The 25,808-nt window shown below is 61.6% G+C and carries 30 protein-coding genes, 1 tRNA gene and 1 pseudogene; 23 read left to right on the top strand and 9 right to left on the bottom strand.

Annotated elements, in window-relative coordinates; genetic code table 11:
• The first annotated feature begins 8 nt into the window (after nucleotides 1-8).
• The 6 genes and pseudogenes from BPRO_RS28060 to BPRO_RS18595 form a co-directional block, all read left to right on the top strand.
• Nucleotides 9-680, top strand: coding sequence for a hypothetical protein (locus BPRO_RS28060; RefSeq protein ID WP_011484620.1), 672 nt, complete (start codon nucleotides 9-11; stop codon nucleotides 678-680).
• A gap of 8 nt (nucleotides 681-688) precedes the next feature.
• Nucleotides 689-1,180: a hypothetical protein gene (locus BPRO_RS18605; RefSeq protein ID WP_011484619.1), complete on the top strand. Its 492-nt coding sequence runs from the start codon at nucleotides 689-691 to the stop codon at nucleotides 1,178-1,180.
• A 17-nt stretch (nucleotides 1,181-1,197) separates the two neighbouring features.
• Complete coding sequence (locus BPRO_RS29720; RefSeq protein ID WP_157045829.1) at nucleotides 1,198-1,359, top strand: hypothetical protein; 162 nt, start codon at nucleotides 1,198-1,200, stop codon at nucleotides 1,357-1,359.
• A 102-nt stretch (nucleotides 1,360-1,461) separates the two neighbouring features.
• The gene (locus BPRO_RS28695; RefSeq protein ID WP_081430534.1) at nucleotides 1,462-1,686 is read left to right on the top strand and encodes a Com family DNA-binding transcriptional regulator; all 225 of its coding nucleotides are present in this window, start codon (nucleotides 1,462-1,464) and stop codon (nucleotides 1,684-1,686) included.
• 7 nt (nucleotides 1,687-1,693) lie between these two features.
• On the top strand, nucleotides 1,694-2,479 hold the full coding sequence (locus BPRO_RS18600) for a DNA adenine methylase (protein ID WP_041388937.1): 786 nt from the start codon (nucleotides 1,694-1,696) through the stop codon (nucleotides 2,477-2,479).
• A gap of 278 nt (nucleotides 2,480-2,757) precedes the next feature.
• Nucleotides 2,758-2,991, top strand: a pseudogene (locus BPRO_RS18595) (flavin reductase family protein); the annotation flags it as partial.
• 212 nt (nucleotides 2,992-3,203) lie between these two features.
• Here the strand turns inward: BPRO_RS18595 and BPRO_RS18590 are convergent.
• Nucleotides 3,204-3,288: transfer RNA gene (locus tag BPRO_RS18590), tRNA-Leu, on the bottom strand.
• A gap of 40 nt (nucleotides 3,289-3,328) precedes the next feature.
• Between BPRO_RS18590 and cysM the strand changes: the two genes are divergently transcribed.
• The 3 genes from cysM to BPRO_RS18575 all read left to right on the top strand — a co-directional run bounded on the left by cysM (nucleotide 3,329) and on the right by BPRO_RS18575 (nucleotide 5,183).
• Complete coding sequence (cysM, locus tag BPRO_RS18585; protein WP_011484617.1) at nucleotides 3,329-4,231, top strand: cysteine synthase CysM; 903 nt, start codon at nucleotides 3,329-3,331, stop codon at nucleotides 4,229-4,231.
• Nucleotides 4,232-4,320: 89 nt separating this feature from the next.
• A complete protein-coding gene (locus BPRO_RS18580; protein ID WP_011484616.1) occupies nucleotides 4,321-4,854 on the top strand; it encodes an NUDIX domain-containing protein in 534 nt (177 codons plus the stop codon).
• A gap of 101 nt (nucleotides 4,855-4,955) precedes the next feature.
• Complete coding sequence (locus tag BPRO_RS18575) at nucleotides 4,956-5,183, top strand: sulfurtransferase TusA family protein (protein WP_011484615.1); 228 nt, start codon at nucleotides 4,956-4,958, stop codon at nucleotides 5,181-5,183.
• 69 nt (nucleotides 5,184-5,252) lie between these two features.
• On the opposite strand, the gene galU is transcribed toward BPRO_RS18575, so the two are convergent.
• Entirely contained in the window at nucleotides 5,253-6,152 is a 900-nt protein-coding gene (gene galU / locus BPRO_RS18570; protein ID WP_011484614.1) for a UTP--glucose-1-phosphate uridylyltransferase GalU, read from the bottom strand.
• Nucleotides 6,153-6,286: 134 nt separating this feature from the next.
• On the opposite strand from galU, the gene BPRO_RS18565 reads away from it, so the two are divergent.
• Nucleotides 6,287-7,273, top strand: coding sequence for an NAD(P)-dependent oxidoreductase (locus BPRO_RS18565; RefSeq protein ID WP_041390027.1), 987 nt, complete (start codon nucleotides 6,287-6,289; stop codon nucleotides 7,271-7,273).
• A 53-nt stretch (nucleotides 7,274-7,326) separates the two neighbouring features.
• Here the strand turns inward: BPRO_RS18565 and BPRO_RS18560 are convergent, their stop codons facing one another.
• The 5 genes from BPRO_RS18560 to BPRO_RS18540 form a co-directional block, all read right to left on the bottom strand.
• Nucleotides 7,327-10,227, bottom strand: a complete 2,901-nt coding sequence (locus tag BPRO_RS18560; protein WP_232291432.1) for a valine--tRNA ligase — start codon at nucleotides 10,225-10,227, stop codon at nucleotides 7,327-7,329.
• A 150-nt stretch (nucleotides 10,228-10,377) separates the two neighbouring features.
• Entirely contained in the window at nucleotides 10,378-11,442 is a 1,065-nt protein-coding gene (locus BPRO_RS18555) for a S1C family serine protease (RefSeq protein WP_011484611.1), read from the bottom strand.
• Nucleotides 11,443-11,496: 54 nt separating this feature from the next.
• The gene (locus BPRO_RS18550; protein WP_011484610.1) at nucleotides 11,497-11,718 is read right to left on the bottom strand and encodes a DUF2783 domain-containing protein; all 222 of its coding nucleotides are present in this window, start codon (nucleotides 11,716-11,718) and stop codon (nucleotides 11,497-11,499) included.
• Nucleotides 11,715-13,472, bottom strand: a complete 1,758-nt coding sequence (locus tag BPRO_RS18545) for an FAD-dependent monooxygenase (protein WP_011484609.1) — start codon at nucleotides 13,470-13,472, stop codon at nucleotides 11,715-11,717. Before BPRO_RS18545 ends, BPRO_RS18550 begins: the two co-directional genes overlap by 4 nt.
• A gap of 63 nt (nucleotides 13,473-13,535) precedes the next feature.
• On the bottom strand, nucleotides 13,536-14,138 hold the full coding sequence (locus BPRO_RS18540; RefSeq protein WP_041390026.1) for a VOC family protein: 603 nt from the start codon (nucleotides 14,136-14,138) through the stop codon (nucleotides 13,536-13,538).
• A 383-nt stretch (nucleotides 14,139-14,521) separates the two neighbouring features.
• Between BPRO_RS18540 and BPRO_RS18535 the strand changes: the two genes are divergently transcribed.
• The 13 genes from BPRO_RS18535 to BPRO_RS18475 all read left to right on the top strand — a co-directional run bounded on the left by BPRO_RS18535 (nucleotide 14,522) and on the right by BPRO_RS18475 (nucleotide 24,745).
• On the top strand, nucleotides 14,522-14,944 hold the full coding sequence (locus tag BPRO_RS18535) for a rubrerythrin family protein (RefSeq protein ID WP_011484607.1): 423 nt from the start codon (nucleotides 14,522-14,524) through the stop codon (nucleotides 14,942-14,944).
• A gap of 201 nt (nucleotides 14,945-15,145) precedes the next feature.
• Nucleotides 15,146-16,495, top strand: coding sequence for a (Fe-S)-binding protein (locus tag BPRO_RS18530; RefSeq protein ID WP_011484606.1), 1,350 nt, complete (start codon nucleotides 15,146-15,148; stop codon nucleotides 16,493-16,495).
• Between the two features lie 99 nt (nucleotides 16,496-16,594).
• On the top strand, nucleotides 16,595-17,185 hold the full coding sequence (locus BPRO_RS18525) for a DUF3501 family protein (RefSeq protein ID WP_011484605.1): 591 nt from the start codon (nucleotides 16,595-16,597) through the stop codon (nucleotides 17,183-17,185).
• A 114-nt stretch (nucleotides 17,186-17,299) separates the two neighbouring features.
• Complete coding sequence (gene yaaA / locus BPRO_RS18520; protein ID WP_011484604.1) at nucleotides 17,300-18,076, top strand: peroxide stress protein YaaA; 777 nt, start codon at nucleotides 17,300-17,302, stop codon at nucleotides 18,074-18,076.
• A gap of 27 nt (nucleotides 18,077-18,103) precedes the next feature.
• Entirely contained in the window at nucleotides 18,104-18,937 is an 834-nt protein-coding gene (locus BPRO_RS18515) for a 2-oxoglutarate-dependent dioxygenase (protein WP_011484603.1), read from the top strand.
• Nucleotides 18,938-19,183: 246 nt separating this feature from the next.
• The gene (locus tag BPRO_RS18510; RefSeq protein WP_011484602.1) at nucleotides 19,184-20,077 is read left to right on the top strand and encodes an alpha/beta fold hydrolase; all 894 of its coding nucleotides are present in this window, start codon (nucleotides 19,184-19,186) and stop codon (nucleotides 20,075-20,077) included.
• 143 nt (nucleotides 20,078-20,220) lie between these two features.
• Entirely contained in the window at nucleotides 20,221-21,048 is an 828-nt protein-coding gene (gene queF, locus BPRO_RS18505) for an NADPH-dependent 7-cyano-7-deazaguanine reductase QueF (RefSeq protein ID WP_011484601.1), read from the top strand.
• 328 nt (nucleotides 21,049-21,376) lie between these two features.
• The gene (locus BPRO_RS18500; RefSeq protein ID WP_041388935.1) at nucleotides 21,377-22,036 is read left to right on the top strand and encodes a hypothetical protein; all 660 of its coding nucleotides are present in this window, start codon (nucleotides 21,377-21,379) and stop codon (nucleotides 22,034-22,036) included.
• Between the two features lie 133 nt (nucleotides 22,037-22,169).
• A complete protein-coding gene (locus tag BPRO_RS28055) occupies nucleotides 22,170-22,577 on the top strand; it encodes a hypothetical protein (RefSeq protein WP_049764146.1) in 408 nt (135 codons plus the stop codon).
• 142 nt (nucleotides 22,578-22,719) lie between these two features.
• The gene (locus tag BPRO_RS30925) at nucleotides 22,720-23,076 is read left to right on the top strand and encodes a cupin domain-containing protein (protein WP_081430533.1); all 357 of its coding nucleotides are present in this window, start codon (nucleotides 22,720-22,722) and stop codon (nucleotides 23,074-23,076) included.
• 163 nt (nucleotides 23,077-23,239) lie between these two features.
• Complete coding sequence (locus BPRO_RS18485; protein ID WP_011484597.1) at nucleotides 23,240-23,605, top strand: nuclear transport factor 2 family protein; 366 nt, start codon at nucleotides 23,240-23,242, stop codon at nucleotides 23,603-23,605.
• 138 nt (nucleotides 23,606-23,743) lie between these two features.
• A complete protein-coding gene (locus BPRO_RS18480) occupies nucleotides 23,744-24,205 on the top strand; it encodes a DUF1810 domain-containing protein (RefSeq protein ID WP_011484596.1) in 462 nt (153 codons plus the stop codon).
• A gap of 117 nt (nucleotides 24,206-24,322) precedes the next feature.
• On the top strand, nucleotides 24,323-24,745 hold the full coding sequence (locus BPRO_RS18475) for a DUF2784 domain-containing protein (protein WP_041390024.1): 423 nt from the start codon (nucleotides 24,323-24,325) through the stop codon (nucleotides 24,743-24,745).
• Between the two features lie 88 nt (nucleotides 24,746-24,833).
• Here the strand turns inward: BPRO_RS18475 and BPRO_RS18470 are convergent, their stop codons facing one another.
• Together BPRO_RS18470 and BPRO_RS18465 are read right to left on the bottom strand one after the other, a co-directional pair.
• On the bottom strand, nucleotides 24,834-25,133 hold the full coding sequence (locus BPRO_RS18470) for a hypothetical protein (protein WP_011484594.1): 300 nt from the start codon (nucleotides 25,131-25,133) through the stop codon (nucleotides 24,834-24,836).
• Between the two features lie 191 nt (nucleotides 25,134-25,324).
• Nucleotides 25,325-25,783: a tetratricopeptide repeat protein gene (locus BPRO_RS18465; protein WP_041388934.1), complete on the bottom strand. Its 459-nt coding sequence runs from the start codon at nucleotides 25,781-25,783 to the stop codon at nucleotides 25,325-25,327.
• Nucleotides 25,784-25,808: the final 25 nt, after the last annotated feature.

The raw sequence follows: 25,808 nt of genomic DNA, 5'->3' as shown, positions 1-25,808 counted from the left end.
GGAAAATCATGTTCTATTCAAAATTGACAGGCGGGTTTTACTCCGCCGACCTCCACGGGTCTCGCACGCTGGTCATAGCCGACGCAGCGTGGGTGCCGCCTCTAATTGACGGTATGCCGGACCCCTCCGCCATCGCGCCGACCATTGAAATCAACAACCCCGATTGCAAGATTCCGCCCGATGCCGTCGAGATCACCGATGAGCAGCACGCCGCTCTTCTCGAAGGGCAAACCCAAGGCAAGCGTATCGAGGCCGACGCTAATGGGGCCCCAGTTCTGATCACACCTCCAGCGCCAACCCTCGACGCGCTGAAGGAAGCCGCCCAAGCGGCCATCGATGCACACTTTGAAGTTCTCTACAGTCGCACCGTTCCGAACGGCGCGATCGCTTCCGAATATGACGCCGCCTACATGGCCGCGAAGGCCTGGCTGGTGGACATGACCAAGCCCGCACCAGAGCGTGTGAAGGCTCTTGCCGAAGGCTACGGCCTGACCGATGAGCAGGCCGCGCAGGTTGTGGTGCAAAAGTGGACGGAAGCAAACGCGGTGGCCTTTGACCATCGTGGAGCGGCGCGGCTTCGCGCCAAGGCCGCTATCCGCGCTGCAGCCACCGCGCTGGCTGTCGCCGATGCCGAGGCGGCTGGCAAGCTGGCGATGGAATCTGTGACTTTCAGCATCTGAGGGCTGTCATGAAAATCGTCTTTGTCTACGGCAAGCCGTTCAGCTCGGCCCTGACCAAGTTCTTCACCGGCTCGACGTGCTATCACGTGGGCTTCACGGATGGCATCAAGTTCTGGGACATGAACCTGATCCGCCGGCGTCGCAATTGGCCGGTGTACGCAGAAGCAAACGTCATCCTGGCCGACTTGCCCGCTGGCTGCAGCGTGACGGCTGAATACCTGGATCACCAGCTCGATACCGATGGGGCGGTCTATGGTGTTTGGGACTACCTGCTGTTCAGCGTGCGCTGGGCGTATCACCTGGTCGGCAAGAGCACCCGGAATGCGTCGGGTGTGATCTGCTCGGAGATGGTGGCCAATGACCTGGCTGCGAACGGCTGGCCGGCGAGATTTTGGCTCAACAAAGAGGTTCCATCGCCCGCCGATCTGGAGCTGGCCATCATGGGCATCAAAGATGCCATGACCGCCAAGCGCCTGCAAGCCGCATCGGTGAGTGGCTGATCTGCGTGGAGGTTGGCGTGTTGATCAACCCTGGCGCACTGTGGATCGGCGCGCATTGGTCGCCGTTCAACCGTCGCTGGTGCATCAACCTGGTTCCGTTTGTGACTTTGTGGATTGCGCTGAAGGGCGGCAAGGAGCCGGACCGGGAAACTAGAAAAAAAGACAGGGCGAAGGCCTGAGGTGCGCTAACACTTCAAGCCCCCGCCTCCACCGTGAACACGCACGGTATTGACCGAAGACCCTGCCGCCTAGCTAGGCCGGGTGATCATAACGGTGATGCCATGCAAGAGAAGTTAGAAGAGATTCGGTGCGGCAGCTGCCAGCGCAAGTTGGGCGCAGGCTGCTACACCAGGTTAGAGATCAAGTGTCCCAGATGCGGGGCCTTGAACATTTTGAGGGCCAGAGCCGCTGATCACAGCAGCCAGAGCACCACCCAAGCACGCCCCCGAGCGTCATCTGCAAATGGAGCTGAAGATGACAAAACGGGAGCCCCGAGCGCTCATTAACAATGCAATGCATATTCAGGCCTCGCCCTTGGTGCCGTGGGTAGGTGGCAAGCGTCGCCTGGCGCAATTCATCCTGCCCATGTTTCCTGACCACAGCTGCTACGTCGAGCCTTTCTGCGGAGCCGCAGCGCTGTTCTTCATGAAGCCCCCGGTCAGGGTCGAGGTGCTGAATGATGTCAACAGCGACCTGGTGCGGCTTTACCGGGTAGTGACCCACCATCTTGACGAGTTCATCCGGCAATTCAGGTGGGCGCTCAACAGCCGCGAGTTGTTCAATTGGCTGCAGGAGACGCCACCGGCCACGCTGACCGATATACAGAGAGCTGCGCGGTTCTACTACCTGCAAAAGTGCGCTTTCGGTGGCAAGGTGAAGGGCCAGAGCTTCGGCACCGCCACCACGGCCAAGGCCAGCATCAACCTGCTCAGAATGGAAGAGGATTTAAGCGCCGTCCACCTGCGCCTACACCAGGTGTTTATTGAGCACCTGGACTGGGCCAAATGCGTTGAAAAATACGACCGGCCCCACAGCTTGTTTTACCTCGATCCGCCCTACTGGGGAACCGAGGGTTACGGTGTCGATTTCGGCCTTGAGCAGTACGACCGGATGGCCGAGCTGCTGCGCACCATGAAGGGCAAGGCGGCCGTCAGCGTGAACGACATCCCGGAGATGCGCCAGGCCTTCAAGGGCCTGTCCATCAAACGGTTGGTCACCAGCTACACCCTGGGCCGATCTGGGGAGGGCAGGCAGGCCAAGGGCGAGCTGCTGATTACCAATTTCAAGCCTGGGGGATGACCAGCAGGCCCACCGGCATGCGGGCCAAGCGCCAAGGCCCTAGGAGCCGCGAGCCGGTCCCCCCTGCCCAGTGCCTTGGCCAGCGTAAGATCGCAGCTCCTGGGGCGTTCTGAGAGGTCGTTTTTTGGGGCTCAATGGCCCTTCAAGGGCGGTTTACCAGCCCCCGGCCGGGTTACTTATCCACAGCACTGGGGATAACTTGGGGCGAGAACCGAGCGCCAGATGGTCTGCCACATCAAACCATTTGTCGTGCTTCATCAAACCATGTGGCGCGTTACATTTCGTTCGAGTGCCGCGTCACGCAGATCGTGCAGCTTCAGGGGGCCGGTGGCGACAAGGTGCCGACCTGGCTGGTGCTGGGCGAAGTCGTGGCCGTGCATATCGCCCAGGCCCTGCTCAAGGACGGTGTTTACGACACCGCAGCCGCTGGCCACATTCTGCGCGGCGGCGGGCCGGGGGACTATTTTTCCATCGGCCCTGAGCAACTGTTCCAGATGCGCCGTCCCAAATAAGGCCGCAGTGTGAGGGCTCTCACGGGGGCACTTTTCGTGCCGGGACGGGGGGTGGCTTCAGCGGCCGCGCTGACATCTGTTCCGGCAAGAGGCAGCACGTGCCGGTTCAGGCAAAGCAGGGAGGGGGTGGATTTGCCGTCATGCGGCAAAGGTAATGAAAAGCTGAAGAACGAGCAGTGCAAGCAGCTATTGAATTCATAGCGCTAAACCGCTGGTGCCCGGGGCCGGAATCGAACCGGCACGCCTTTCGGCGGGGGATTTTGAGTCCCCTGCGTCTACCAATTTCACCACCCGGGCGGAAAGAAGCGAAGACCGAAATTATGGCACAGTGTGGCGTATGAACTATCCAACCATTGAAGACGCGATCGGCAAAACGCCGCTGGTCGCGTTGCAGCGCATCGCAGCCGCTGAAAACACCGAACGCAACAACGTCATCCTCGGCAAACTCGAAGGCAACAATCCGGCCGGCTCCGTCAAGGACAGGCCAGCGCTGTCGATGATCAAGCGCGCCGAGGAGCGCGGCGACATCAAGCCCGGCGACATCCTCATCGAGGCCACCTCGGGCAACACCGGCATCGCGCTGGCCATGGCGGCGGCCATCAAGGGCTATCGGATGGTGCTGATCATGCCGGAGGACCTGAGCATTGAGCGCGCCCAGACGATGAAGGCCTTTGGCGCCGAGCTGGTGCTCACGCCCAAAAGCGGCGGTATGGAACACGCCCGGGACCTGGCCGAGCAGATGCAAAACGAGGGCAAAGGCCGGGTGCTGGACCAGTTTGCCAACCAGGACAATCCGCGCATCCATTACGAGACCACCGGCCCCGAAATATGGACAGATACGTCAGGCAAGGTGACACATTTTGTCAGTGCGATGGGTACAACCGGCACGATTACCGGGGTTTCGCGCTACCTGAAAGAGAAAAATCCGGCCATACGCGTCATCGGTGCGCAACCCAGCGAAGGTTCGCGGATTCCCGGCATCCGCAAATGGCAGCAAGAATACCTGCCCAAAATTTATGACCCCAGCCATGTGGACGAGCTGGTGCTGGTCAGCCAGAGCGATGCGGAAGACATGTGCCGCCGGCTGGCGCGCGAAGAGGGTATTTTTGCCGGCATCTCGTCGGCTGGCGCCTGCTGGGTGGCGCAGGAAATCGCTAAAACCGTCAAGGATGCGGTGATCGTGTTCGTCGTGTGCGACCGCGGCGACCGCTACCTGTCTACCGGCGTCTTTCCCGCCTGATTCACCGTGAATACTGTTTCAGGCCCATATTTTGTTGGGATAGTTTGCTATGAAAAATATAGCAAATTGTTGCGCGTGGGGCATCAGCCATGACACACGAATTCCGTTTTTGCCCCCAATGTGCGACGCCGCTGGCCATGGTGGTGCAAATGGAGGACAGTGGGGAGAAGGCGCGCCTGCGCTGCCCGGCCTGCAATTACACCCACTGGAACAATCCCACGCCCGTGCTGGCGGCGGTGGTCGAATACCAGGGGCAGATTTTGCTGGCGCGCAATGCGGCCTGGTCCGGCAAGATGTACGCGCTGATCACTGGCTTCATGGAGGCCGGTGAAACCCCGCAGGAAGGCATCCAGCGCGAAATCAAGGAAGAAACCAACCTGGATACCACCGCGCTGGACCTGATCGGGGTCTACGACTTTCAGCGCATGAACCAGATCATCATCGCCTACCACGCCGTCTGCCACGGCGACGTCAGGTTGTCGCCGGAACTGGTGGATTACCGGTTATACGATTTTGACAAACTCAAGTGCTGGCCCGCCGGCACCGGCTATGCGCTGGCCGACTGGCTGCGCACGCGTGGCTATGAGCCGGAGTTTCTGGCGTGGGACAAAAGGACGGAGTGAACGCGTACCTGCGGTGGTAGGGGTGGTTTGTGGGGTCACCGCAGGCTGCGGTTTTGCGCTGCCCTGTTCGTGCTTAAAATAACAGCAACCCAAGGATACGTATGCATATCGACAAAGAACTCGACACCCGCGGCCTGAATTGCCCGCTGCCCATCCTGAAAGCCAAAAAAGCGCTGACCGAAATGCTCAGCGGACAGTTGCTGCGCGTGGTGTCTACCGACTCCGGTTCGACCCGCGATTTCCAGGCCTTTGCCAAGCAAACCGGCAATGAACTGGTGGACCAGCAAGTTGCCGGCAGCGACTTCATTCACGTGCTGAAACGGCGCTGAGGTTCGCCCCTGAAATTCGCCCCCTGAAGTTCGCCGCTGCCTGCCCGGGTTTCTCCCGCGGTCCGGCCGTCAGTCGAGCTTGAGCCCGCTGAGGTATTGGCGAAAGTGTTGCCCCACTTCCGGGTGTTGCAGCGCCAGCTCAACGGTGGCTTCCAGGAACCCTTCCTTGCTGCCGCAGTCGTAACGCTTGCCCTGGTATTGCAGGGCATAAACGGCTTCCTCGGCCAGCAGGCTTGAGATGCCGTCAGTCAACTGAATTTCGCCCCCCACACCGCTCGCCTGGCGGCGGATATGTTCAAAAATGGCGGGCGTGAGAATGTAGCGGCCGGCCACGCCCATGCGGGACGGGGCCACCTCCGGTGCCGGTTTTTCCACGATTTTCTGCACCTTCATGAGCCTCGGATTTGCCCCCGGGCTGATGGCTTCTGCGGCCACGATGCCATAGCGGCGCGTGTGCGCCAGGGGCACCTCCTGCACGGCCAGCACCGACTGGTGAAGCTCCTGGTACTGCGCGGCCATCTGGGCCAGGACTGGCAGACCGCCCGGCGGACCCACCATCAGGTCATCCGCCAGCAGCACGGCAAAAGGCTCGTCGCCCACCAGGTGTTCGGCGCACAGCACTGCATGGCCGAGGCCGAGCGAACGGGGCTGCCGGACATAGGAAAAATTCATGTCGTCGGGCTGAACCGAACGCACCAAAGCCAGCAATTCCTGCTTTTGGGCGACCTCCAGTTCGTTCTCCAGTTCGTAGGCGGTATCGAAGTGATCCTCGATGGCCCGTTTATTGCGTCCTGTCACAAAAATCATGTGGCGAATACCCGCCGCATAGGCTTCTTCCACCGCGTACTGGATGAGCGGCTTGTCCACAACGGGAAGCATTTCCTTGGGCTGGGCTTTGGTGGCGGGCAGAAAGCGGGTACCGAGCCCGGCAACAGGGAAAACCGCTTTGTTCAAGGTGAATTTTGGCATCGACTTTGATAGGTGAAAAAACTCAAGTGTTGCGGCTCAGGTAAAGCGCACGACGTCGGACGACATCCCGAGTCGGCGTGCGCAAACCACGCAATGAACAGGATCTGCAGGAAAAGGACAAAAAGGACAACTGGGTGGACATCTTACTTCTTGACGCATTGGTGCCGGAGGCCGTGACCTGGCTTCAAACCCGGCACAGCGTGGAATACCGTCCCGAACTGGCTGACGATCCCATCGCCCTGCGCAAGGTGGCTTATAAAACCAGGGGCATTGTCTTTCCCAGGCAAACCGTCGTGACCCGGGGGTTTCTGGATTTCCTGCCCAAGCTCAGGGCCGTTGGCCGCCTTCATGTTGGCACGGACAACATCGACATGGAAGCCTGCAAGGAGCGGGACATCAAGGTCGTACACGCCAACAGCGCCAATGTGCGCTCCAACGCCGAGTATTTGCTGAGCAGCCTGCTGCTGCTCTGCCGCCGCGGTCTGGTGTCGGCCCTGATGGGCCACAAGCACCCCAGCGGCCAGATCGGGCGCGAGCTGCATGGCAGCACCGTCGGCATTCTGGGCCTGGCGCCGGCTGCGCATACGCTGGCCGGCATGCTGAGCGGCCTCGGCGTTCGCCTGATCGGCTACGACCCGGCGGTGCACCATACCGCGCCCGTCTGGGAGCGTCTGGGCATTCAGCCCGTCTCCCTGCAAGAACTGGTGAGTCAGGCCGATGCGGTGTCGGTGCAGATGGTCTATGCCACGCGTTACAGGGGTTTCGTCAATGACAAATTGCTGTCCGCCTGCCGGCGAGAGCAACTGTGGGTGGGCATCAGCCGCAGCGATCTGTTTGAGGAGGCGGCGCTGGCCGAAGCGCTGAGCGATGGCCGCATCGAGGCCTGCATTCTGGATGGCGTCGAGCCCGGCTTTGTGGGCGACACCTCGCCGCTCAAGGGCCTGAAGAATCTGTTTGTCACCCCGCGCCTGGGGGCGTACACGCGGGAGGCGCGCTTGCGTGCGAGCTGGTACGTGGCGCACCGCATGCATGAAGCCATCGGGTCGCCACAGAGCGGGCTGGATTCGCTGCCCGCCGCGGCCTCACCGTCGCAGTGGCCCGAACCGGACCTCACGGTGTAGGCGGTTGACCCGCGACCCGGCGCCGGCACAGCGGCTCCGGCCTGCATGTGCGCTTATGCCAGACGTGCCAGCTGGTCCCTGATTTTTTCCAGCGTCGCCGTGAAGTCGGTCAGGCGCTTGCGCTCCTGCGCCAACACGGCAGGGGGCACTTTGGTGACAAAGGCTTCGTTGCCGAGCTTGGCATTGACCTTGACCAGCTCGCCCTCCAGGCGGGTCGCCTCCTTGCCCAGGCGCGCTTTTTCGGCGGCCACATCCACTTCCATGTGCAGGCAGACATGTGCCTCGCCAACAACCGCCACGGGGGCTGCCTGCGCGGCGGCGGCCCAGGCGGCCTGGTCGTCAAACACCTTGACTTCGCTGAGCTTGGCCAATGACTTGAGCACGGGCGCCACGCTCGTCATGAAGTCGGTGTCGCCCAGCACAAACAGCGGCAGGCGCGTGGCCGGCGAGACGTTCATTTCGCCGCGCAGGTTGCGGCAGGCATCGACCAGCGTCTTGAGCTTGGCTACATGCGCTTCGGCTTGCTCATCGATTTTTCCCGGCTGGCTTTGCGGGTAGGCGGCCTGGCCGATCAGGGGGCTTTTTTTGAGTCCCGCCACCGGCGCCACTTTTTGCCACAGCTCTTCGGTGATGAAGGGAATCAGCGGATGCGCCAGGCGCAGCACGCCTTCCAGTGTGCGGATTAGCGTGCGGCGCGTGGCGCGCTTTTGCGCATCCGTGCCGGTCTGGATCTGCACCTTGGCAATTTCCAGGTACCAGTCGCAGAACTCGTCCCAGACAAACTGGTAAATGCTGCCGGCCACATTGTCGAGGCGGTAGTCGGCAAAGCCTTTGGCCACGTCGGCTTCCACGCGCTGCATGGTTGATGAAATCCAGCGGTCGGCCTGCGAGAAGCTCAGGTAGTTTTCAAACTCGCCACCGGGTGCGCATTGCGCCTTGGTGTGCTCGGCCAGGCCGCAGTCCTGGCCTTCGCAGTTCATCAACACAAAGCGCGTGGCATTCCAGAGCTTGTTGCAGAAGTTTCGATAGCCCTCGCAGCGTTTGCTGTCAAAGTTGATGCTGCGGCCCAGGCTGGCCAGCGAGGCGAAGGTAAAGCGCAGCGCATCGGCGCCATAGCCTGGAATGCCGGCGGGAAATTCTTTTTCGGTGTTTTTGCGCACCTGGGGCGTCGTCTCCGGCTTGCGCAGGCCCTGTGAGCGCTTGTCCAGCAGCGGTGCCAACTCGATGCCGTCAATCAGGTCGACCGGGTCCAGCACATTGCCTTCGGACTTGCTCATTTTCTTGCCGTGGGAATCCTTCACCAGGCCATGGATGTACACATGGTGGAAGGGCACCTGGCCGGTGAAATGCGTGGTCATCATGATCATCCGGGCGACCCAGAAAAAGATGATGTCGTAGCCGGTGACCAGCACGCTCGATGGCAAAAACAGATCGAGCTCCTTGGTTTTCTCGGGCCAGCCCATGGACGAGAAGGGCACCAGCGCCGAGGAATACCAGGTATCGAGCACGTCTTCGTCGCGCGTGAGCTTCTTGCCGGGGGCCTGCTGCTGTGCTTCGGCCTCATCGCGCGCCACGTAGACTTTGCCCTCTTCGTCATACCAGGCCGGGATCTGATGGCCCCACCAGAGCTGGCGCGAAATGCACCAGTCCTGGATGTTGCCCATCCACTGGTTATAGGTATTGACCCATTGTTCGGGCACAAACTTCACGGCACCGCTTTCGACGGCGTCGATGGCTTTCTGGGCGATGGATTTGCCGGTCGGGTCCTGGTCGCTGACCTTGGTCATGGCGACAAACCACTGGTCGGTCAGCATGGGTTCGATCACCTGGCCGGTGCGGGCGCAGCGCGGCACCATGAGCTTGTGCTTCTTCACTTCCACCAGCAGGCCCAGCTCCTCGAGGTCGGCCACCACCGACTTGCGGGCATCGAAGCGGTCCAGGCCGCGGTATTTCTCAGGCGCGTTGTCGTTGATGGCGGCGTCCAGCGTCAGTACGCCGATGATGGGCAACTGGTGGCGCTGGCCCACGGCATAGTCGTTGGTGTCGTGCGCGGGCGTGACCTTGACCACGCCGGTGCCGAATTCCTTGTCCACATAGTCGTCCGCAATCACCGGGATCTCGCGGTCGCACAGCGGCAGCTTCACAAGCTGACCGATCAGGTGCCTGTAGCGTTCATCTTCGGGGTGGACCATCACGGCCACGTCGCCCAGCATGGTTTCGGGGCGGGTGGTGGCGACCGTCAATGAGCCGGAACCATCGGCCAGCGGATAGCGGATGTGCCAGAGGAAGCCGTCTTCCTCCTCGCTCTCCACTTCCAGGTCGGAGACGGCGGACTTGAGGATCGGGTCCCAGTTGACCAGGCGTTTGCCACGGTAGATCAGGCCTTGCTCATACAGCCGCACAAAGGTCTCGGTGACGACCGTGGACATCTTGGGGTCCATGGTGAAGTACTCGTGCTTCCACGACACCGAGTCGCCCATGCGGCGCATCTGGCGCGTGATGGTCGAGCCGGATTCCTCTTTCCACTCCCAGACCTTGGCGACAAAGTTCTTGCGGCCCAGGTCGTGGCGGCTTTTGCCTTCACCCTGCAGCTGCCGTTCCACGACGATTTGCGTCGCAATGCCGGCGTGGTCGGTGCCGGGCACCCACAGCGTGTTGTGGCCGCGCATGCGGTGGTAGCGCGTGAGCGAGTCCATGATGGTCTGGTTGAACGCATGGCCCATGTGCAGCGTGCCGGTCACATTGGGCGGCGGCAGCTGGATGGAAAACGACGGTTTGGCCGCATCCAGCGTGGGCTCGTACTGCCCGCTCTGCTCCCACAGCGGGCCCCAGCGGCTTTCAATGGCCGCCGGTTCAAAGGACTTGGCCAGGCTGTCCAGCCCGGGCGTGGGAACAGGCGCCTTGGCGGTGTCGGGAGCGGGGCTGGCGGGCGTGGGAGTGGCGGCGTTGGTCATGGGGCAATGGAAAAGCGGCATCCGGGATGCCGCTTGGTGTTGGAGGTAACTGCCCCGATTTTATTCGACTGGCCAGTCGGTGTCCGTGTGGTCCCTATCTGCGCCATCACCGGACTTGGCGCCCTCACGTTGAGCCCTCACTTTGCGCCCTCAGATACCCGGGGGTTTCTTCAGCGTCAGCATCCGGTCCTCGGGGTTGATGACAATTGTTTTGACTTCATCGCCCTGGCGCACCGTGAGCGTCACCGGCGCGTCGGGCGCCGCGCGTTCCCACAGTTTCTTGTAGAAGCCCTCCAGCGTCGTGACTTCGGTGCCGTCCACGGCCAGGACCACCACACCCGGCTGCAGGCCAGCATTCTCTGCCGGGCTGTCGGCGCTGACACGCATGATCTGAATGCGCCCCTCGTGGTCATTCGACGTCAATCCCAGCCACGGCCGGTGGCTTTGACGGGTGCTGCCCGACTGCTGCATTTCAGCCAGGATGGGCTTGAGCAGATCGATGGGCACGAACATGTTGCCGGGCAGGCGGCGGTTTTCGCCGCTGGCGTCCATCACCAGCAGCGAGCCGATGCCGACCAGTTCACCCATCTGGTTGAACAGCGGCGCGCCGCTGTGGTTGCCCCCGCCTGCAGTGACGGGTGGGCTGGTGAACAGCGCGGTGTCGATGTGGTACTCCCAGTTGCCCGAAAAAGCGCGCTTGCTGACCAGCTGCGTCATGCTCACGTCACCGTCTTCGCCGTCGACGGTTGCCCCGGTGGCGGCCATCAGTGCTTCACCGGGCGTGACATCCTGGGAATTTCCCAGTGTCACGGGTGCCACGCCGCGCAAGGGCAGCAACGGCCTGACCAGGCCAAAACCTGTGGCGATGTCGTAGGCCACAGCGGTGGCCGGCAGGCTTTTGTTGTCCTGGGTGACAACCTCGATCCGCTGGGCTTCGAGCATCAGGTAGCCGATTGTCAGGACCAGGCCATCGGCGCCTATCACCACGCCCGAGCCGGTGCGCTCCCGTCCCAGTGTCTGTATCGACCGGGCGTCCGGAACGGCGGTCACCTGGATGCCGACAACCGCTGCGTTGGCCTTGCTCAGGGCATCGATCACAGCCTGAACCGTGGGCGGCGGCAGTGGGCTCGCAGCGAATGACGCAGTGAGCGCTCCCGGGGCCAGCGCTAAAGAAAGGGACAAGGCAAGAAGCGGCCGGACAAGTAGAGTACGCATGATGGACTCCCGGGACACGCCGTGACAGGCGTATATCCAGAGAATGCGCCCGATTCAAAGTCCGTGCAAGTGCGGGGCCTTGGCGGGCCGGGTCGCTGGTTCGGCCGCAGCCGCGATGCAGGCTTGCAGCAGCGCCGTGTTGCCGATCTGGTTGGCCATGAGCAGGATCAGGCGGGCATTGAGCAACTCGGACTGCTCCCGGCTCAGGCCCTGGTGGGCGTCGAGCAGGGATTCGTAAAACGCATCGGCATCCTGGAAGTTGACGTTGGTTTTCATGCGGTTTCTCCGTGCAGGCTCCAGTGGGTGCCAAGCGCCATGGCAATGGCATGCACCAGTGAGGTGTCAATGCTTTCGCCGGTCGCGGCCACGTAGCTGTCGGGCCGCAGCAGTGCCCAGGCATGGCCAAAGACGTGGCAGCTGGCCTGCAGATGACCCTCCTGGTCAATCACGTGCTCCACGGCGCTGGCCCGGCTGTCGGGGGGAATCACCTGCACGCAGCGTACGTCGGTTTGTACGGCCAGTTCCTGGAGCCGCCTGGCGGCGGTGGCGGGCAGGTCGCCAAACACCAGCAGCAGCAGCCGGCTGCCGGCCCAGTTGAGCAGGTCAATCAGCTCGCCGCGGGTCCCGTTGGGCCAGGTGAGGGCGGCGTTTTGCGTGGCCAGGCCACCGGTGTTGCCGCACACGCTGGAGTGGGTGTAGGTGTTGGGGGTGGACATGCGGCCGGTGTTGACCAGTTGCCGGGCAAACGCATGCTGCCTGGCCAGGCTCAGGACGGCATTGCGAAACAGGCGTTCCGCGCCATCGGCGGGGCGCAAAAAGCGTGTGGTGCGGTTGGTGACCCGCATGTTGAACTGTGCGGCCTCACGCCGCTCGTCGCTGTAGCTGTCCAGCAACTGGGGCGCGGCGCGGTCCTCCACCACGGCGGCCAGCTTCCAGGCCAGGTTGTCGGCGTCCTGCACCCCCGAGTTGCCGCCGCGCGCACCAAAGGGGCTGACCACATGGGCAGCATCGCCGGCAAAAAACACCCGGCCGTGGCGCAGCATGTCCAGGCATTCGCTGCGGTAGGCGTAAGGGCCCACCCAGACGATTTCACATTCCTCCGGACTCAGCTCACGCTTGAATTGGGCGTTCAGCCGGGCCCGCACGACGTCTTCGCGGCTCATTGATTGCAGGTCGGCGTCGGGCGGCATCTGGTAGTCAATGCGCCAGACGCCGTCGGCCATCAGGTGCTGCCAGACGGCACGGCCTTCGTTGAATGGCGCCTCTATCCAGGTGTGGCGCTCCACCGGTAGCGGGTTGCTGAAACGCACGTCGGCAATGCACCAGCGGTCGTCGCCCTTTTTGGTGGCGACCGTGGCCTGGCACCAGCCGCGAAACGGGCTGTGCGAGCCGCTGCAGTCAACCACATGGTCGGCCTGCAGCGAATAGGTCCCGGCCGGCGTGTCGATGGATAGCGTCGCGGTTTCGGCATTCTGCTCAAGCCCGGTAACCCGGTGGCGCCAGCGGAGCTCCACGCCCGGATGGGCCTGGGCCAGCTGGTAGAGCCGTTCGACCAGAAAACCTTCCACATAGAACTGCTGGATGTTGATGAAGGGAGGTTCTTTGCTCAGGGAGAGGGTTTGCTGCTGGCGCAGGTCGAAGCTGTAGACCTCGTCGTCGCCGGCAAAGGTGCGTCCCACGCTCCACTGCACGCCCCTGGCGGCAATGCGCCCGTAAATGCCCAGGCGTTTGAAGATTTCGAGTGTCTTTTGCGCGTAGCAAATGCCGCGGGACGAAGCCCCCTTGACGCCCACCGTGTTGTCTTCGTCGAGCAGTATCACCGGCACACCGTAATGCGCCAGCAGGCAGGTCAGCGTCAGGCCGGTGATGCCACCGCCCACAATGACAATCGGGTGACGCCTGACCTCGCCCGAGGTGAGTTCGGGCGGTGCGATAAATGGGTATTCGGGCAGGTGGTAGCCCGTGCCCTGCGTGAATTCATAGCCGTTGGTGAAGGCGGCTTCAGCGTAGTCCGGATGTTCTTCTTGCATGGGTGATGTCCCTCCTGCCTGCATTTACCAACACGATTTCCTGCTGCAATCCCTGGCCGCCTTCTATGGCCGCGCCATCGCTCTGGCGGCAACTTCGGGCCGGTCGTTGCGCTGTGGTTTCAGGGCACTGCCGGCCTTGCCGGCTGCGCGGTCCTTGCGCCACTGCTCCTTGCGGGCCGTCCACTCCGCCAGCCGGGCGTGGGCGGTTTTGCTCTCCTCGTTCATTACAGATTCGTCGGCCTGCTGGGCTGTCAGTTCGAGCCGCACGCCGTTGGGATCAAAAAAATAGATGCTCTGGAAGATATGGTGATCCGTCACGCCGATCACGTCAATGCCATTGGCCTGCAGCCGTGTTTTTGTGGCTTCCAGGTCGGCGACCGAATCAACGCGAAACGAAATGTGGTTGACCCACAGCGGCGTATTCGGTGAGGGCAGGGCGGCTTCATCGTTGCCCAGGTCAAAAAACGCGATGCAGGAGCCATCCTGCAGGCGAAAGAAAAAGTGGGTGTAGGGGCAGTATTCGCCGGTGCTGGGCACGTAGTCGCTCTGGATGATGTGGTAGAGCGGCAGGCCCAGGATGTCCTCGTAAAAATGCCGGGTTTCCTCGGCATCTTTGGCACGGTAAGCGTAGTGGTGCAACTGCCGGATCGGGGCGGCGGCCGGCATTTCCGGTGCGGCGAGGCGGGTGCCGGAAATATCTGACGGACCTGAAGGGAACCCTGTGGCGAGCGAAGTCATGTGCAGTCTCCATGGTGCGGCGCCGGAAGCCGGCGGCGATAAAAATTTAACTATCCGTAATTGATTTACTATAACGTAATAAAAAATACCCGCCAAACGGCGACTTTGGGCCGCCGCCCTCAGATCCTGCTAGGATTCCTGGAAATTGATGATGGTTATCAACTTAGATTGATCGATAGTTATTTTCAATTTCACTCATTGATTGCGGCAACTGGACGCGTCACGCCAACAGCGCTAAGGTGGAACCGTCTTCGGCTGGCTTTGCCCGAGGCCCCAAGCAAGGTATTCATCAACCCACGAAGGAGATTTCCATGGCTGCTCTTAAAGGCTCCAGGACGGAAGAGAACCTGAAAGCCGCGTTTGCCGGCGAATCACAGGCCAACCGCCGCTATCTGTATTTCGCAAACAAGGCCGACGTCGAAGGCCAGAACGATGTGTCAGCACTGTTCCGCTCGACTGCAGAAGGTGAAACCGGCCACGCCCACGGCCACCTGGAATGGCTGGAACAGTGCGGCGACCCCGCCACCGGCATGCCCTTCGGCGCCACCCGCGACAACCTCAAATCTGCCATAGCAGGCGAAACCCACGAGTACACCGACATGTATCCGGGCATGGCCAAAACCGCGCGCGACGAAGGTCACGACGAAGTAGCGGACTGGTTTGAAACCCTGGCCAAGGCCGAGCGTTCGCATGCGAACCGCTACACCAAGGCCCTGGCCGAGCTGGTGGACTGACCAGCGCGCCGGCCCTGCCGGCGCTGGAACGGCTGCAAGGCGGCGTCGTCTCGGGTAGCACACCCGGGCGACGGCGTCCCGTCCCATGCCTGCTGCTCGCTATCCCCGGGGTAGCGAGTTTAAGAAAGAGTTCTGCCGCGAAAGCCCCAGTGCCGCAGAGCCGTTTCTTAAACCTTCACCCTCAAAACGAGAGACAGTGCCATGGCCACAGAAGGCAATCTGCAAGCCCCCACCCGTCACCCACTCGACTGGAAAAATCCGGAGTTCTACAACGAGGAAGCGACCCTCCATGAGCTGGAGCGCATCTTCGATATCTGCCACGGCTGCCGGCGCTGCGTCAGCCTGTGCGGCACGTTTCCCACGCTGTTTGACCTGATCGATGAAAGCAAAACGGGCGAGATCGATGGGGTCGACAAGAAGGACTACCGGAAGGTGGTGGACCAGTGCTACATGTGTGACCTGTGCTACATGACCAAGTGTCCCTATGTACCGCCGCACGAGTGGAACGTGGATTTTCCGCACACCATGCTGCGCGCCAAGGCCATCAAATTCAAGAAGGGTGATGTCGGCGCGGGTGAGCGGTTTCTGGCCTCCACCGATGTGCATGGCCAATTTGCCGGCATTCCCATCGTGGTGCAGGTGGCCAACGCGGTCAACAAGACCAGGCCGGCGCGCGCCGTGATGGAAAAGGTGCTGGGCGTCGACAAAAACGCCTGGCTGCCCGAGCTGGCCACGCAAAAATTCCGTTCGGGTGCGCTGGAGTCACCGCCGCATCCGGTAAAAGACGGCGCCAAGACACCGGGCAAGGTCGTGATTTTTTCGACCTGCTACGTCAACTACAACGAGCCGGGCATTGGCCACGACCTGCTCAAGGTACTGGACCACAACGAAGTGCCCTACGTGCTGGTGGAAAAGGAAAGGTGCTGCGGCATGCCCAAGCTGGAGCTGGGCGACCTGGACTCGGTGAACACCAGCAAGGAAGCCAACATCCCGGTGCTGGCCAGATACGCCCGCGATGGCTTTGCCATTTTGAGCGCCGTGCCCAGCTGCACGCTGATGTTCAAGCAGGAGATCCCGCTGATGTACCCGGACGACGCCGAGGTGCAGCTGGTCAAGGAACACATGTGGGACCCCTTCGAGTACCTGATGGCGCGCAAGCGCGACGGCCTGCTGAAGACCGAGTTTTCCACGCCGCTGGGCAAGATCAGCTACCAGATTCCCTGCCACGGCCGGGTGCAGAACATCGGCAAGAAAACCGAGGAAATGCTCAAGATGGTGCCCGGCACCAGTGTGCACACGCACGAGCGCTGCTCGGGCCACGCCGGCACCTTCGGCGTCAAGGTGCCCTACCACCAGCAGGCGATGAAAATCGGCAAGCCGCTGTTCAAGGCCATGGCCAATCACAAGGACGGCGGCCTGCCTGATGTCATCAGCAGTGACTGCCCGCTGGGCGGCCACCACATCGCCCAGGGTTTTGACGTCAACAACCTGGGCGCGCCGCCGCAGAAGCATCCGCTGACCTTGATACGCATGGCCTATGGCCTCAAATAATTTTTGTTTTGTCATTGCGGGCCTGACCCGCAATCCATGGTTGAGCGACATGGATGCCGGATCAAGTCCGGCATGACAATTTGTTGGAGCATACATCCCATGGAAACCACCGGAAAAATCACGCGCGAGTCTCTGATGAGTCTCGAGGCCTACAGCAAGTACCGCAAGGAACACAAGCCCGCCATCATGGCCCACCGCAAGCTGCGCAGCGTGCGCCTGGGCGAGTACATCAACGTGCAGTTCGAGAGCGAAACCAGCATCCGCTACCAGATCCAGGAAATGTTGCGTCTCGAAAAAATCTTTGAGGCAGACGGCATTGAGCAGGAGATCGAGGCCTATGCGCCCCTGATGCCCGACGGCAGCAACTGGAAGGCCACCATGATGCTGGAGTACCCCGATGTCAACGAGCGCAAGCGTGAGCTGGCCCGGTTGATCGGCGTGGAAGACCGCCTGTTTGTCGAGGTGGAAGGCCACGCCCGCGTGTACGCGATTGCCGACGAAGACATGGACCGCGAAAACGACGAGAAAACCTCGGCCGTGCATTTTGTGCGTTTCGAGCTGGACCCCGCCATGTGCGCCGCCGTCAAGGCCGGTGCCAGCGTCAAGCTGGGCTGCGACCACACCAATTACCCGGCGCACACGATGATTCCGGCGGAATCGCTGGCGTCGCTGGCCAGCGACCTGCGCTGAGAAGCCTGCTCCCCGTGCGGGATGGGCTTGTCGCAGCCCTCCGGTCCTTCGGAGGCGCCCGGCCGGGCTGTCGTACAGTCGCAGGCTTGCCTGTCAATTTAATTCTGCCGGACCATGCTGTTTCTTCTTTCGCCCGCCAAATCACTGGACTACGACACACCCCCGCACGTCTCCACGTACACCAAGCCGTTGTTTACGCGCCAGTCGGCCGAGTTGATTGATGTGCTGCAGACCAAGACGCCGCAGCAGATCAGCACGCTGATGAAGCTGTCGGATGCGCTGTCTGGCCTGAATGTCGCGCGCTACCAGGCGTGGTCCCCCAAATTCACCGCCAAAAACTCCAAACAGGCTGTGCTGGCCTTCAATGGCGATGTCTATGGAGGGCTGGACGCGAAGACCCTGAGCGAACAGCAGCTTGGCTGGGCGCAGGAGCATGTCTGCATCCTCAGCGGCCTGTACGGCGTGCTGCGTCCGCTCGACTGGATGCAGCCCTATCGGCTGGAGATGGGCACGGCGCTGGCGACCGGCCAGGGCAAGAACCTCTACCAGTTCTGGGGCTCGCAGATTGCCGATTACCTCAATCAGCGCGCCGCCGCCCACACCTCGCCCGTCATCGTGAACCTGGCGAGTGAAGAGTATTTCAAGGCGGTCGACCGCAAGGCGCTAAAAGCCCGCGTGGTGAGCTGTGTCTTCGAGGAGTTCAGGGCCGGCAAATACAAGATCATCAGTTTCATGGCCAAGCGCGCCCGCGGCCTGATGGTGCGCTACGCCACCGAGCACAAGCTGCTCACGGTCAGGAAGCTGGAAGGCTTTGATGCCGAAGGGTACCGCTTCGACCCTGCCGCATCGCAGGCCGACCGCCTCGTGTTCCGGCGCCGGCAGGCGGCCTGAAGCGTTAGTACTGCAGGCAGGCCCGATGTGAAGCAGCAACCCGCCAGCGTCCAGCCTGTCAGCCGTGAACTGCGGGCCTGGCTGCTTGCTCAATCAGCCCAGGGGCATTCGCGGGCAGCCCTGTTCCAGGCGATGCTGGACGCCGGCTGGCAGCACGCGACCGCCTGCCGGGCCCTGAGGCTGACGCCGCAGGAACAAGCTGCGTTTACGGCGCTAGCCCAGCCGGCAGAAGGCGCCAGCATGAGCATGGACGCCGGCGACCGGTGGGTTGACGTGCTGCAGCGCCTGCAACTGCCCGATCTGGTGGTGTTTGGCAACTTGCTCAGCGACAGCGAATGCGAGGCCTTGATGGAGGTGGCGCAGCCACGCCTGGCGCGATCACTCACGGTGAACATCAAGACCGGGGGCGAGGAGCGCAACCGGGACCGCACCAGCCAGGGCATGTTTTTCGCGCGGGGCGAGAATCCGCTGGTGCAGCGCGTGGAGGCGCGCATTGCCCGCCTGGTGGGCTGGCCGGTCGACAGGGGCGAAGGCCTGCAGGTGCTGCGCTACCGGCAGGGCGCCCAGTACAAGCCCCACTATGATTACTTTGACCCGGCCGAGCCCGGTACGCCTGCCATACTTCAGCGGGGCGGGCAGCGCGTAGCCACCCTGATCATGTACCTGAACGAACCCGAGCAGGGCGGCGCCACGGTATTTCCGGACATTGGCCTGCAGGTGACGCCCCGGCGCGGCACTGCGGTTTTTTTCAGTTACCCGGCTGCGAATCCCGCCAGCCTCACCAGGCACGGCGGCGAGCCCGTGAAGGCCGGAGAAAAGTGGATTGCCACCAAGTGGCTGCGTGAACGAGAATTTGTTTAACACCCCTGTTGAGGCTCACTGCGTGTAGCCTCCTCTCCCCTTGCAGGGGACGGCGCCTGTGGGCCGGCGTAGCCGGACCCACGGCCCCCGCTGGTGGAGTCGGGCTACACGCAGTGAACAGGGGTGACGAATCCCCCGCCAGCAGGGGCCGCGGAACTGGCTCTGCCAGGCCGCAGGCGCCGCCCCCTGCAAGGGGGGAACAGGCTACACGCAGTGAGCCTGGACGGGGGTGTACATAATCACCAGATGAAAATCAAAGCCAACCGCATCGATATCGAAATCGAGGACACTTACCCGGGCGATGCCACGGGCCGGCCTGCGGTGCTGCTCATCATGGGCCTGGGCATGCAGCTGATCGCCTGGCCGCCGGAGCTGGTGCAGGGCCTGCTGGACGCCGGCTTTCGCGTGGTGCGCTTTGACAATCGCGATACCGGGTTAAGCCAGCACTTTGACCACCTGGGCACACCCAACCTGCTGTGGGAGGGACTCAAGTACCGGTTTGGCGTGCGCATCACACCGCCATACAGCGTGGAGGACATGGCGCGCGATGCGCTGGGTGTGCTCGATGCGCTGCAAATCGACAAGGCGCACATGGTCGGCGTGAGCATGGGCGGCATGATCGCGCAGCGGCTTGCGCTGCTGGCCCCTGGGCGTGCGCTCAGCCTTTCCTGCATCATGAGCTCCAGCGGCGCGCGCGGCCTGCCCGAAGCCAGGCCCGCCGTGACGCGGGCGCTGCTCAGCCGACCGGCGGGCAAGGGCATGCCGGCCGCCATTGACCACACGGTCAGACTCTTCAAGGCCATCGGCAGCCCCGGCTTTCCCATGGATGATGCGATGCTGCGCGAACGCGTGACGGCCGCGACCGAGCGCAGCTACCATCCCCGGGGCATTGCCCGCCAGATGGCGGCCGCCGTGGCCGACAGCAGGCGTGCCGCAGCGCTGGCCGGCATCGCCGTGCCTACGCTGGTGGTGCACGGCAAGGCCGATCCGCTGGTGCCGTTTGCCTGTGGTGAAGACCTCGCCCGCCGCATTCCGGGCGCGAAACTGGCCGGCATCGATGGCATGGGCCATGATTTGCCGCCGGGCGTGGTGGACCGCCTGCTGGCGCTATTGATTCCGCACTTTCAGGCCGCAAGTTGATAGGGCCTCTACGCTTGTCGCTTCACGTGCCTTCGGCGGCACGCTGTCCCTTTCTCTACGTAAAGGGGTCTTCGCTGGCCCGGTGCGGCCCTTCGCGGCGCGGTCAGCTACATTGATCAAGATGATCAGAGAATTTACGACCCATGAATACCCCTGAACACTCCCAACTCGGTAAGTCCTCGGCCTATGTTGACCAGTACGATGCCTCCTTGCTCTTTCCGATCCCCCGTGCGGAAAAACGTGCCGAAATCGGCGTCACCGGAACACCGCCGTTTTTTGGCGCCGACATGTGGACCGCATTCGAGCTGAGCTGGCTCAATATGCGCGGCAAGCCGCAGGTGGCTTTGGCGCACATCACCGTGCCCTGCGAGTCGCCCAACATTGTCGAGAGCAAGTCCTTCAAGCTTTACCTGAACAGCTTCAATAACACGCGTTTTTCCGACGCGCGCGATGTGCGCGAGCGCATCCGCGCCGACATCAATGCAGCGGTGGGCGCTGGCGTGGGGGTTAAAACACTGGGGCCGGAACTGTTTGACCGCGAACCCGTGCATGAGCTCGATGGCCTGAGCCTGGACCGGCTCGATGTGGAGTGCATCCACTTCACGCCGGCGCCGGAACTGTTATTTGCAGAGTTCGACGAGCCGCCGGTCGATGAAACCCTGACCAGCAACCTGCTCAAAAGCAACTGCCTGGTGACCGGGCAGCCCGATTGGGGCAGTGTGCAGATCAGCTACTCGGGGCCACAAATCAACCAGGAAGGCCTGCTGCAATACCTGGTGAGCTTTCGCAACCACAACGAATTTCACGAGCAGTGCGTGGAGCGCATCTTCATGGACGTGTGGACGCGCTGCAGGCCGCTGAAGCTGTCGGTGTACGCCCGCTACACCCGCCGCGGAGGGCTGGACATCAACCCGTTTCGCACCAGCCATCCGCAAGCCCTGCCGGCCAATATCCGGATGGCGCGGCAGTAAGTTGCATTTGTGTATTGATTTGCACATGGGTTGGCCAACCTCGCAGTGCCGGGCATGGCCCGCGTGACTTCGCGCGTGTTGCGGTGCAGTAGACCAGGCCGGCCAGCGCACCGGCCTTACCCTGTGCCGCCTCGGCCATCCAAAGCTCAGTCATAATTTTATCCGCTTGGCCGCCTAGAAATTACAAACCCCTATAGGCCATCAGATCAACATTCAACCGCCGCGCCGGGCGGTTCAGTCCAACAAGGTTTATCTGCCGCGTATGAGTCCAGCGCTTCTTTCATGCATCGCTTCGCGGCAGATAAACGCTGTTCGTTAGGCCTCGCAAGTGACAGAGCTTCCACGCCTCGACCCAGACGAACAGGGCAACGCGCACTTGCAGGACCTTGTCCGTCACCTGCATCCAGACGATGTCGCTCCCTTCGTGGAGAAGCTAGCGACGCAGCCTCTGCGTGCCCGCTTTCACACATACAGAGAGCTACTCCTTGGCGTGCACATCCGTGAAGGCGGCGCTGACTTCAGGTACGAGCGAATGATTGATGGTCAAACGCCCGATTGGTCGCTTCTCGATGACAAGAAGCGTCTGCTGGAGGTGATTGACGTCTTGACGCTTCATCAGCGAAGTGAGAAGGAACGCGAGATCACCACATCCATTCGCTCGACTGATCTTTGGACTGGCTGGATCACCATCCCGCCGGACCACATCTATCGAAAGCTCAGCGACAAAGCCGGTCAGTACGCAGAACTGGCCCGCAACGCAAATGCCCCGTATGTGCTCGCGGTGTACGGCGACTTCATCGCATCGCTATCGCCAGAGGAGATAGAGCATGTCCTGTACGTGCGCCACGGTGGATGGTTCAATACTGCGCCGGAGGTTTCAGGCCTGATCTACTTCCGAGAGAAGAACTTTCAGTTTGAGTTCAACTACTTCTCCAACCCTGTGGCTCTGCACCAGTCGACGGTCGTGCCAAGTAGGGTGGGCCGCTGAGGCGAGGCCTAGGGTACGAACCATAATGCCTTCTAACTGGTGGCCCGATACGGACACGCAACAAAAAATGGCCGCTTCGCGGCGTATGTTGCGCGCCGGTCATCTTCAATGTTAAAGGGCATTGGAACTGCGTATGGACATTACCGCCTTTCCTCTGTTTTGGAGATGGACGCAGCCGTCGTATTCCGTGCTTCCTGCCGATGCTCTTGAGACGCTGTGCCCGCTGGAGACCGAGTTAGTTGATTTGCTATGCGCGTCTGCGCCGAAGACTCTTGGTCCGCGTACTATCAAGCATCACGCGACTGAAAACACTGACGAAACTCGAAGGTGGCTAGCCAGCCTGCCTGTGCCAGTTAGTCGTGTGGTCATCGCCTGGGGCAGAGATACCGCTTTGTCGTTGCCGTGGGATATTTTTGTCACTTACTGGAGCGACTTCTGCTACCCTTCCAGCGATGATGTGGACGTCTTTGTAGAAGGTGGGCCAGTAGTCCTTCGGTGGCATCATGACGAGACATTCGAATATGACGCCGATGCGCTTTAACTGGTCTGCCAAGAGCGGGCCGCCTGCCGAGCCCGCTTACTTTTTAACGTTAACCGCCATCCAATCGTGACGGGAGACATCAGTGGAACCACCTGGTCGAGAAGCAGTATTCCTGGCGCCTGGAGAGGGTCGGGCTTACCCCATGGGTCGGATCTCGGCACTATTCAAGGCCGACGGCTCTGAAACTGCGGACCGTTATTCCATTTCAGAGTGGTGGCTTGAGCCCAATACGCAGGGTCCGGGGGCGCACTCGCATCCGGAAGATGACATCTTTTACGTTCTTGAGGGAACGATGAGCTTCCTTATCCAGGACCGCTGGGTGGATGCGCCGAAGGGAGCATTTGTATTGGCCCCAGGAGGCGTCACGCATGACTTCGAGAATCGCGGCTCCGTACGCGCCGGGGTTCTCAACTTTTCGGCACCCGGCAACTTTGAGCAGCATATGCCCGGCATCGCTGAATGGTTCGCCAAGAATCCACCAGGCCACGCAAGCGGCTGACAATTCATTCAAGCCGAAGCGGCTTCGCGGATCGGTTGAATCGAGGCGGCGGCATCTGACAATTCGCTGCAGGGTCGACGGCCCTGAGCTCAAGCGTTGGGCCTCGTTCACCACGTCGTGACGAGCGAACGGTTTTTCTGCAACCGCAAAGAGGAGCGTAAGCATGGAACTGTCCGAACTGATCACGCTTTACACGGGTGCGTGGAGCGAACCTGACCGCGCGTTCAGACAGCAATTGCTCGAACGTGTATGGGCTGAGGACGGCACTTACACCGACCCCACCGTACACGTCGCCGGCAGAAAGGCGCTTGTCGATCACATCGGCGGGTTCTTTGAGCAGTTCCCGGGAGCCCGTTTTGAACTTACCAGTGGGATCGATACGCATCACGAGAAGCTTCGCTTCACCTGGCGCATGGTGCTTGCGGATGGAACGGTGTTTGTGGAGGGAACTGACTTCGGTAAGTTGTCCCCCGATAGCAAGCTGCATCGCATCGTCGGGTTCTTTGGGCCGCTTGCGCCCAAGCCATAGACCCAACCCTTCTTATGGACTCCCCCACAACGGCAAGAAACTGAGCGATAGTTTGGCTTTGAGGGACGGGCCGCCCGAGTTCACGAAACCATTTTCGTCCAGGCCTTACGAAACACCCCATTTCGCAACTCCAGCCTCATGTCAAACGAACCACCTGACCCGTACAACCTCGACCGCTTCGTCCAGGCCCAGGCGAGTGACTACGAGCGAGCCCTCGGTGAACTCCGCACAGGAAAGAAACGAACGCACTGGATGTGGTACATCCTGCCTCAGCTGCAAGGTCTGGGTTCGAGTGGGATGTCGACCTTCTATGCGATCAAGTCGCTGGCGGAGGCCCGCGCCTACATCGAGCATCCGTTGCTGGGCCCAAGGCTGAAGGAGTGCGTGGCAGCCCTGAACGCGCTTCCTGGCGCGAGTGCGACTCAAGTCCTGGGCGACGTTGACGCGGCCAAGTTCCGGTCCTGCCTGACGCTCTTTTCCCAGGTCGAGGGCCAGCAGTCGCTTTTCGGCCAGGCCCTGAACAGGTACTACCAGGGTGAGCCTGATCGCCAGACACTTGCCCTGCTCGCGGCGCAGCGCGGAGAACCGGGTGAGGCCTGATCACTGCGTCGATGCGGGGACCAACGGCATGGGCCGGCCCCACGGCCAGAGGTATGGTCTGCTCCGCGAGCCCACGCCGCCGGTCCCGCCTCACGTCGAATGCTAGGGGCCTCCGAAATGCCTGCATCGCTGCCGTATCAGCTTCTCGCGGACGCGGTGCTGGTCCTGCATTTCGCTGTCGTCCTGTTTGTTGTCGGTGGCTTGCTACTCATCGTCGCCGGCAACTTGCTGGCTTGGCGTTGGGTCAACAGCCCGTGGTTCCGCGTCGGGCATATCGCGGCAATCGGGGTTGTTGTCGCCGAGTCGTGGCTGGGCATCATCTGCCCACTGACAGCAGCGGAAGTCTGGCTTCGAATACAGGCTGGATCCACGTTCTACAGCGAGAGTTTCATTGAGCATTGGGTTCAGCGCCTGCTCTTCTACGAGGCGCCACCATGGGTTTTCAGTGCGGTGTACACATTGTTCGGCTTGCTTGTTGTGGCGGCTTGGTGGTACTTCCCGCCAAGGTTTAAAAAACCTGGGCGCAAAGGCGGCGCCTGACCCATCGCTCAAGCGCCCCTCAACGGCAAGAGCCTGACCGATGGTGTTGGCGGGCCCTCGGCCGCCCATTGAGCGCGGTCAGGCGAAGTCAGCGCACCAGATCCAGCCATTCACACCGGATGAGCTGCCTGGCATGGGCATGTGCCCGCCAGTGCACATAAAGCCGCGGCGCGAAAACACCCAGCAGGCACAGCGGAAATGCCCAAGGTGCTTCAAAGGTGTAGGCGGGCAGCCAGCCTATCCACCCCATGATCCATACGGTCAGCACGGCCTCCCAGACCTGGCGTTCCACCGGGTGCGCCCCCTGCTGGGCCACATGCCAGTTTTTGACGCGCTGCAACTGCGCCAAGGTCAGGTGGTGTGGATGGTATCTGGAAGGGTCTGACATAAAGCCTCCGTGCAGAGACTTAACTGTAAGATTCATGAAAGGTTCTGTCAATGCTGCGACACCCATTTCATAGGCCGGGACGGGCCCGGCAAGCCTTCCGGGGGCAATGGGAAGGGAACAGGATCGGGATCAGGGGAGAAACCATCCCGGCGGGTTGCTAGGATGGCAGGGCGGCAGGCAGGGCTTTTTGGTTATTTAGCCGCTGCAACGGCCTTGGCCAGGTCGCTGGTTTCCTCGCAGGTCGCGCAGATGGCCTGCAGCTTGGCGAACTGGGCTTCAGCCTGGGCTTTCTGGTTGGTTTTCAGGTAGGCGATGCCCGAATATTCCAGCGCGCCCTTGTGCCTGGGGTCCAGCGCCAGCGCCTTGCCGTAGGCGGCAAAGGCCTCGTCGTACTTGCCCAGCCAGCGGTTGGCATAACCGAGGTAGCTGTAGGCGTCGGCATTCGTGGGGTTCCTGGCGACGACCTTGCTGAAGCTGCTGACGGCCTGTGCCCAGTTTTTGGCATCAATGGCTTTTTTGCCGGCTGCGAAATCGTCGATCTGCACGTTCTGGACGGGCATGGTTTGAAAGTCGGCAGCCAGGGCGGCGCCGGCGAAAGCCAGGCCCAGCACAGGCAGGGCGATAAAGCTGCGAATTGAAAATGCGTTCATGTCGGGCTCCTTGAATAGTCGGTTG

This window comes from Polaromonas sp. JS666 (assembly GCF_000013865.1).
Lineage (GTDB): Bacteria > Pseudomonadota > Gammaproteobacteria > Burkholderiales > Burkholderiaceae_C > Polaromonas.
Note: the sequence above shows the minus strand (reverse complement) of the source record. Positions and strands in the feature narration are given on the sequence as shown.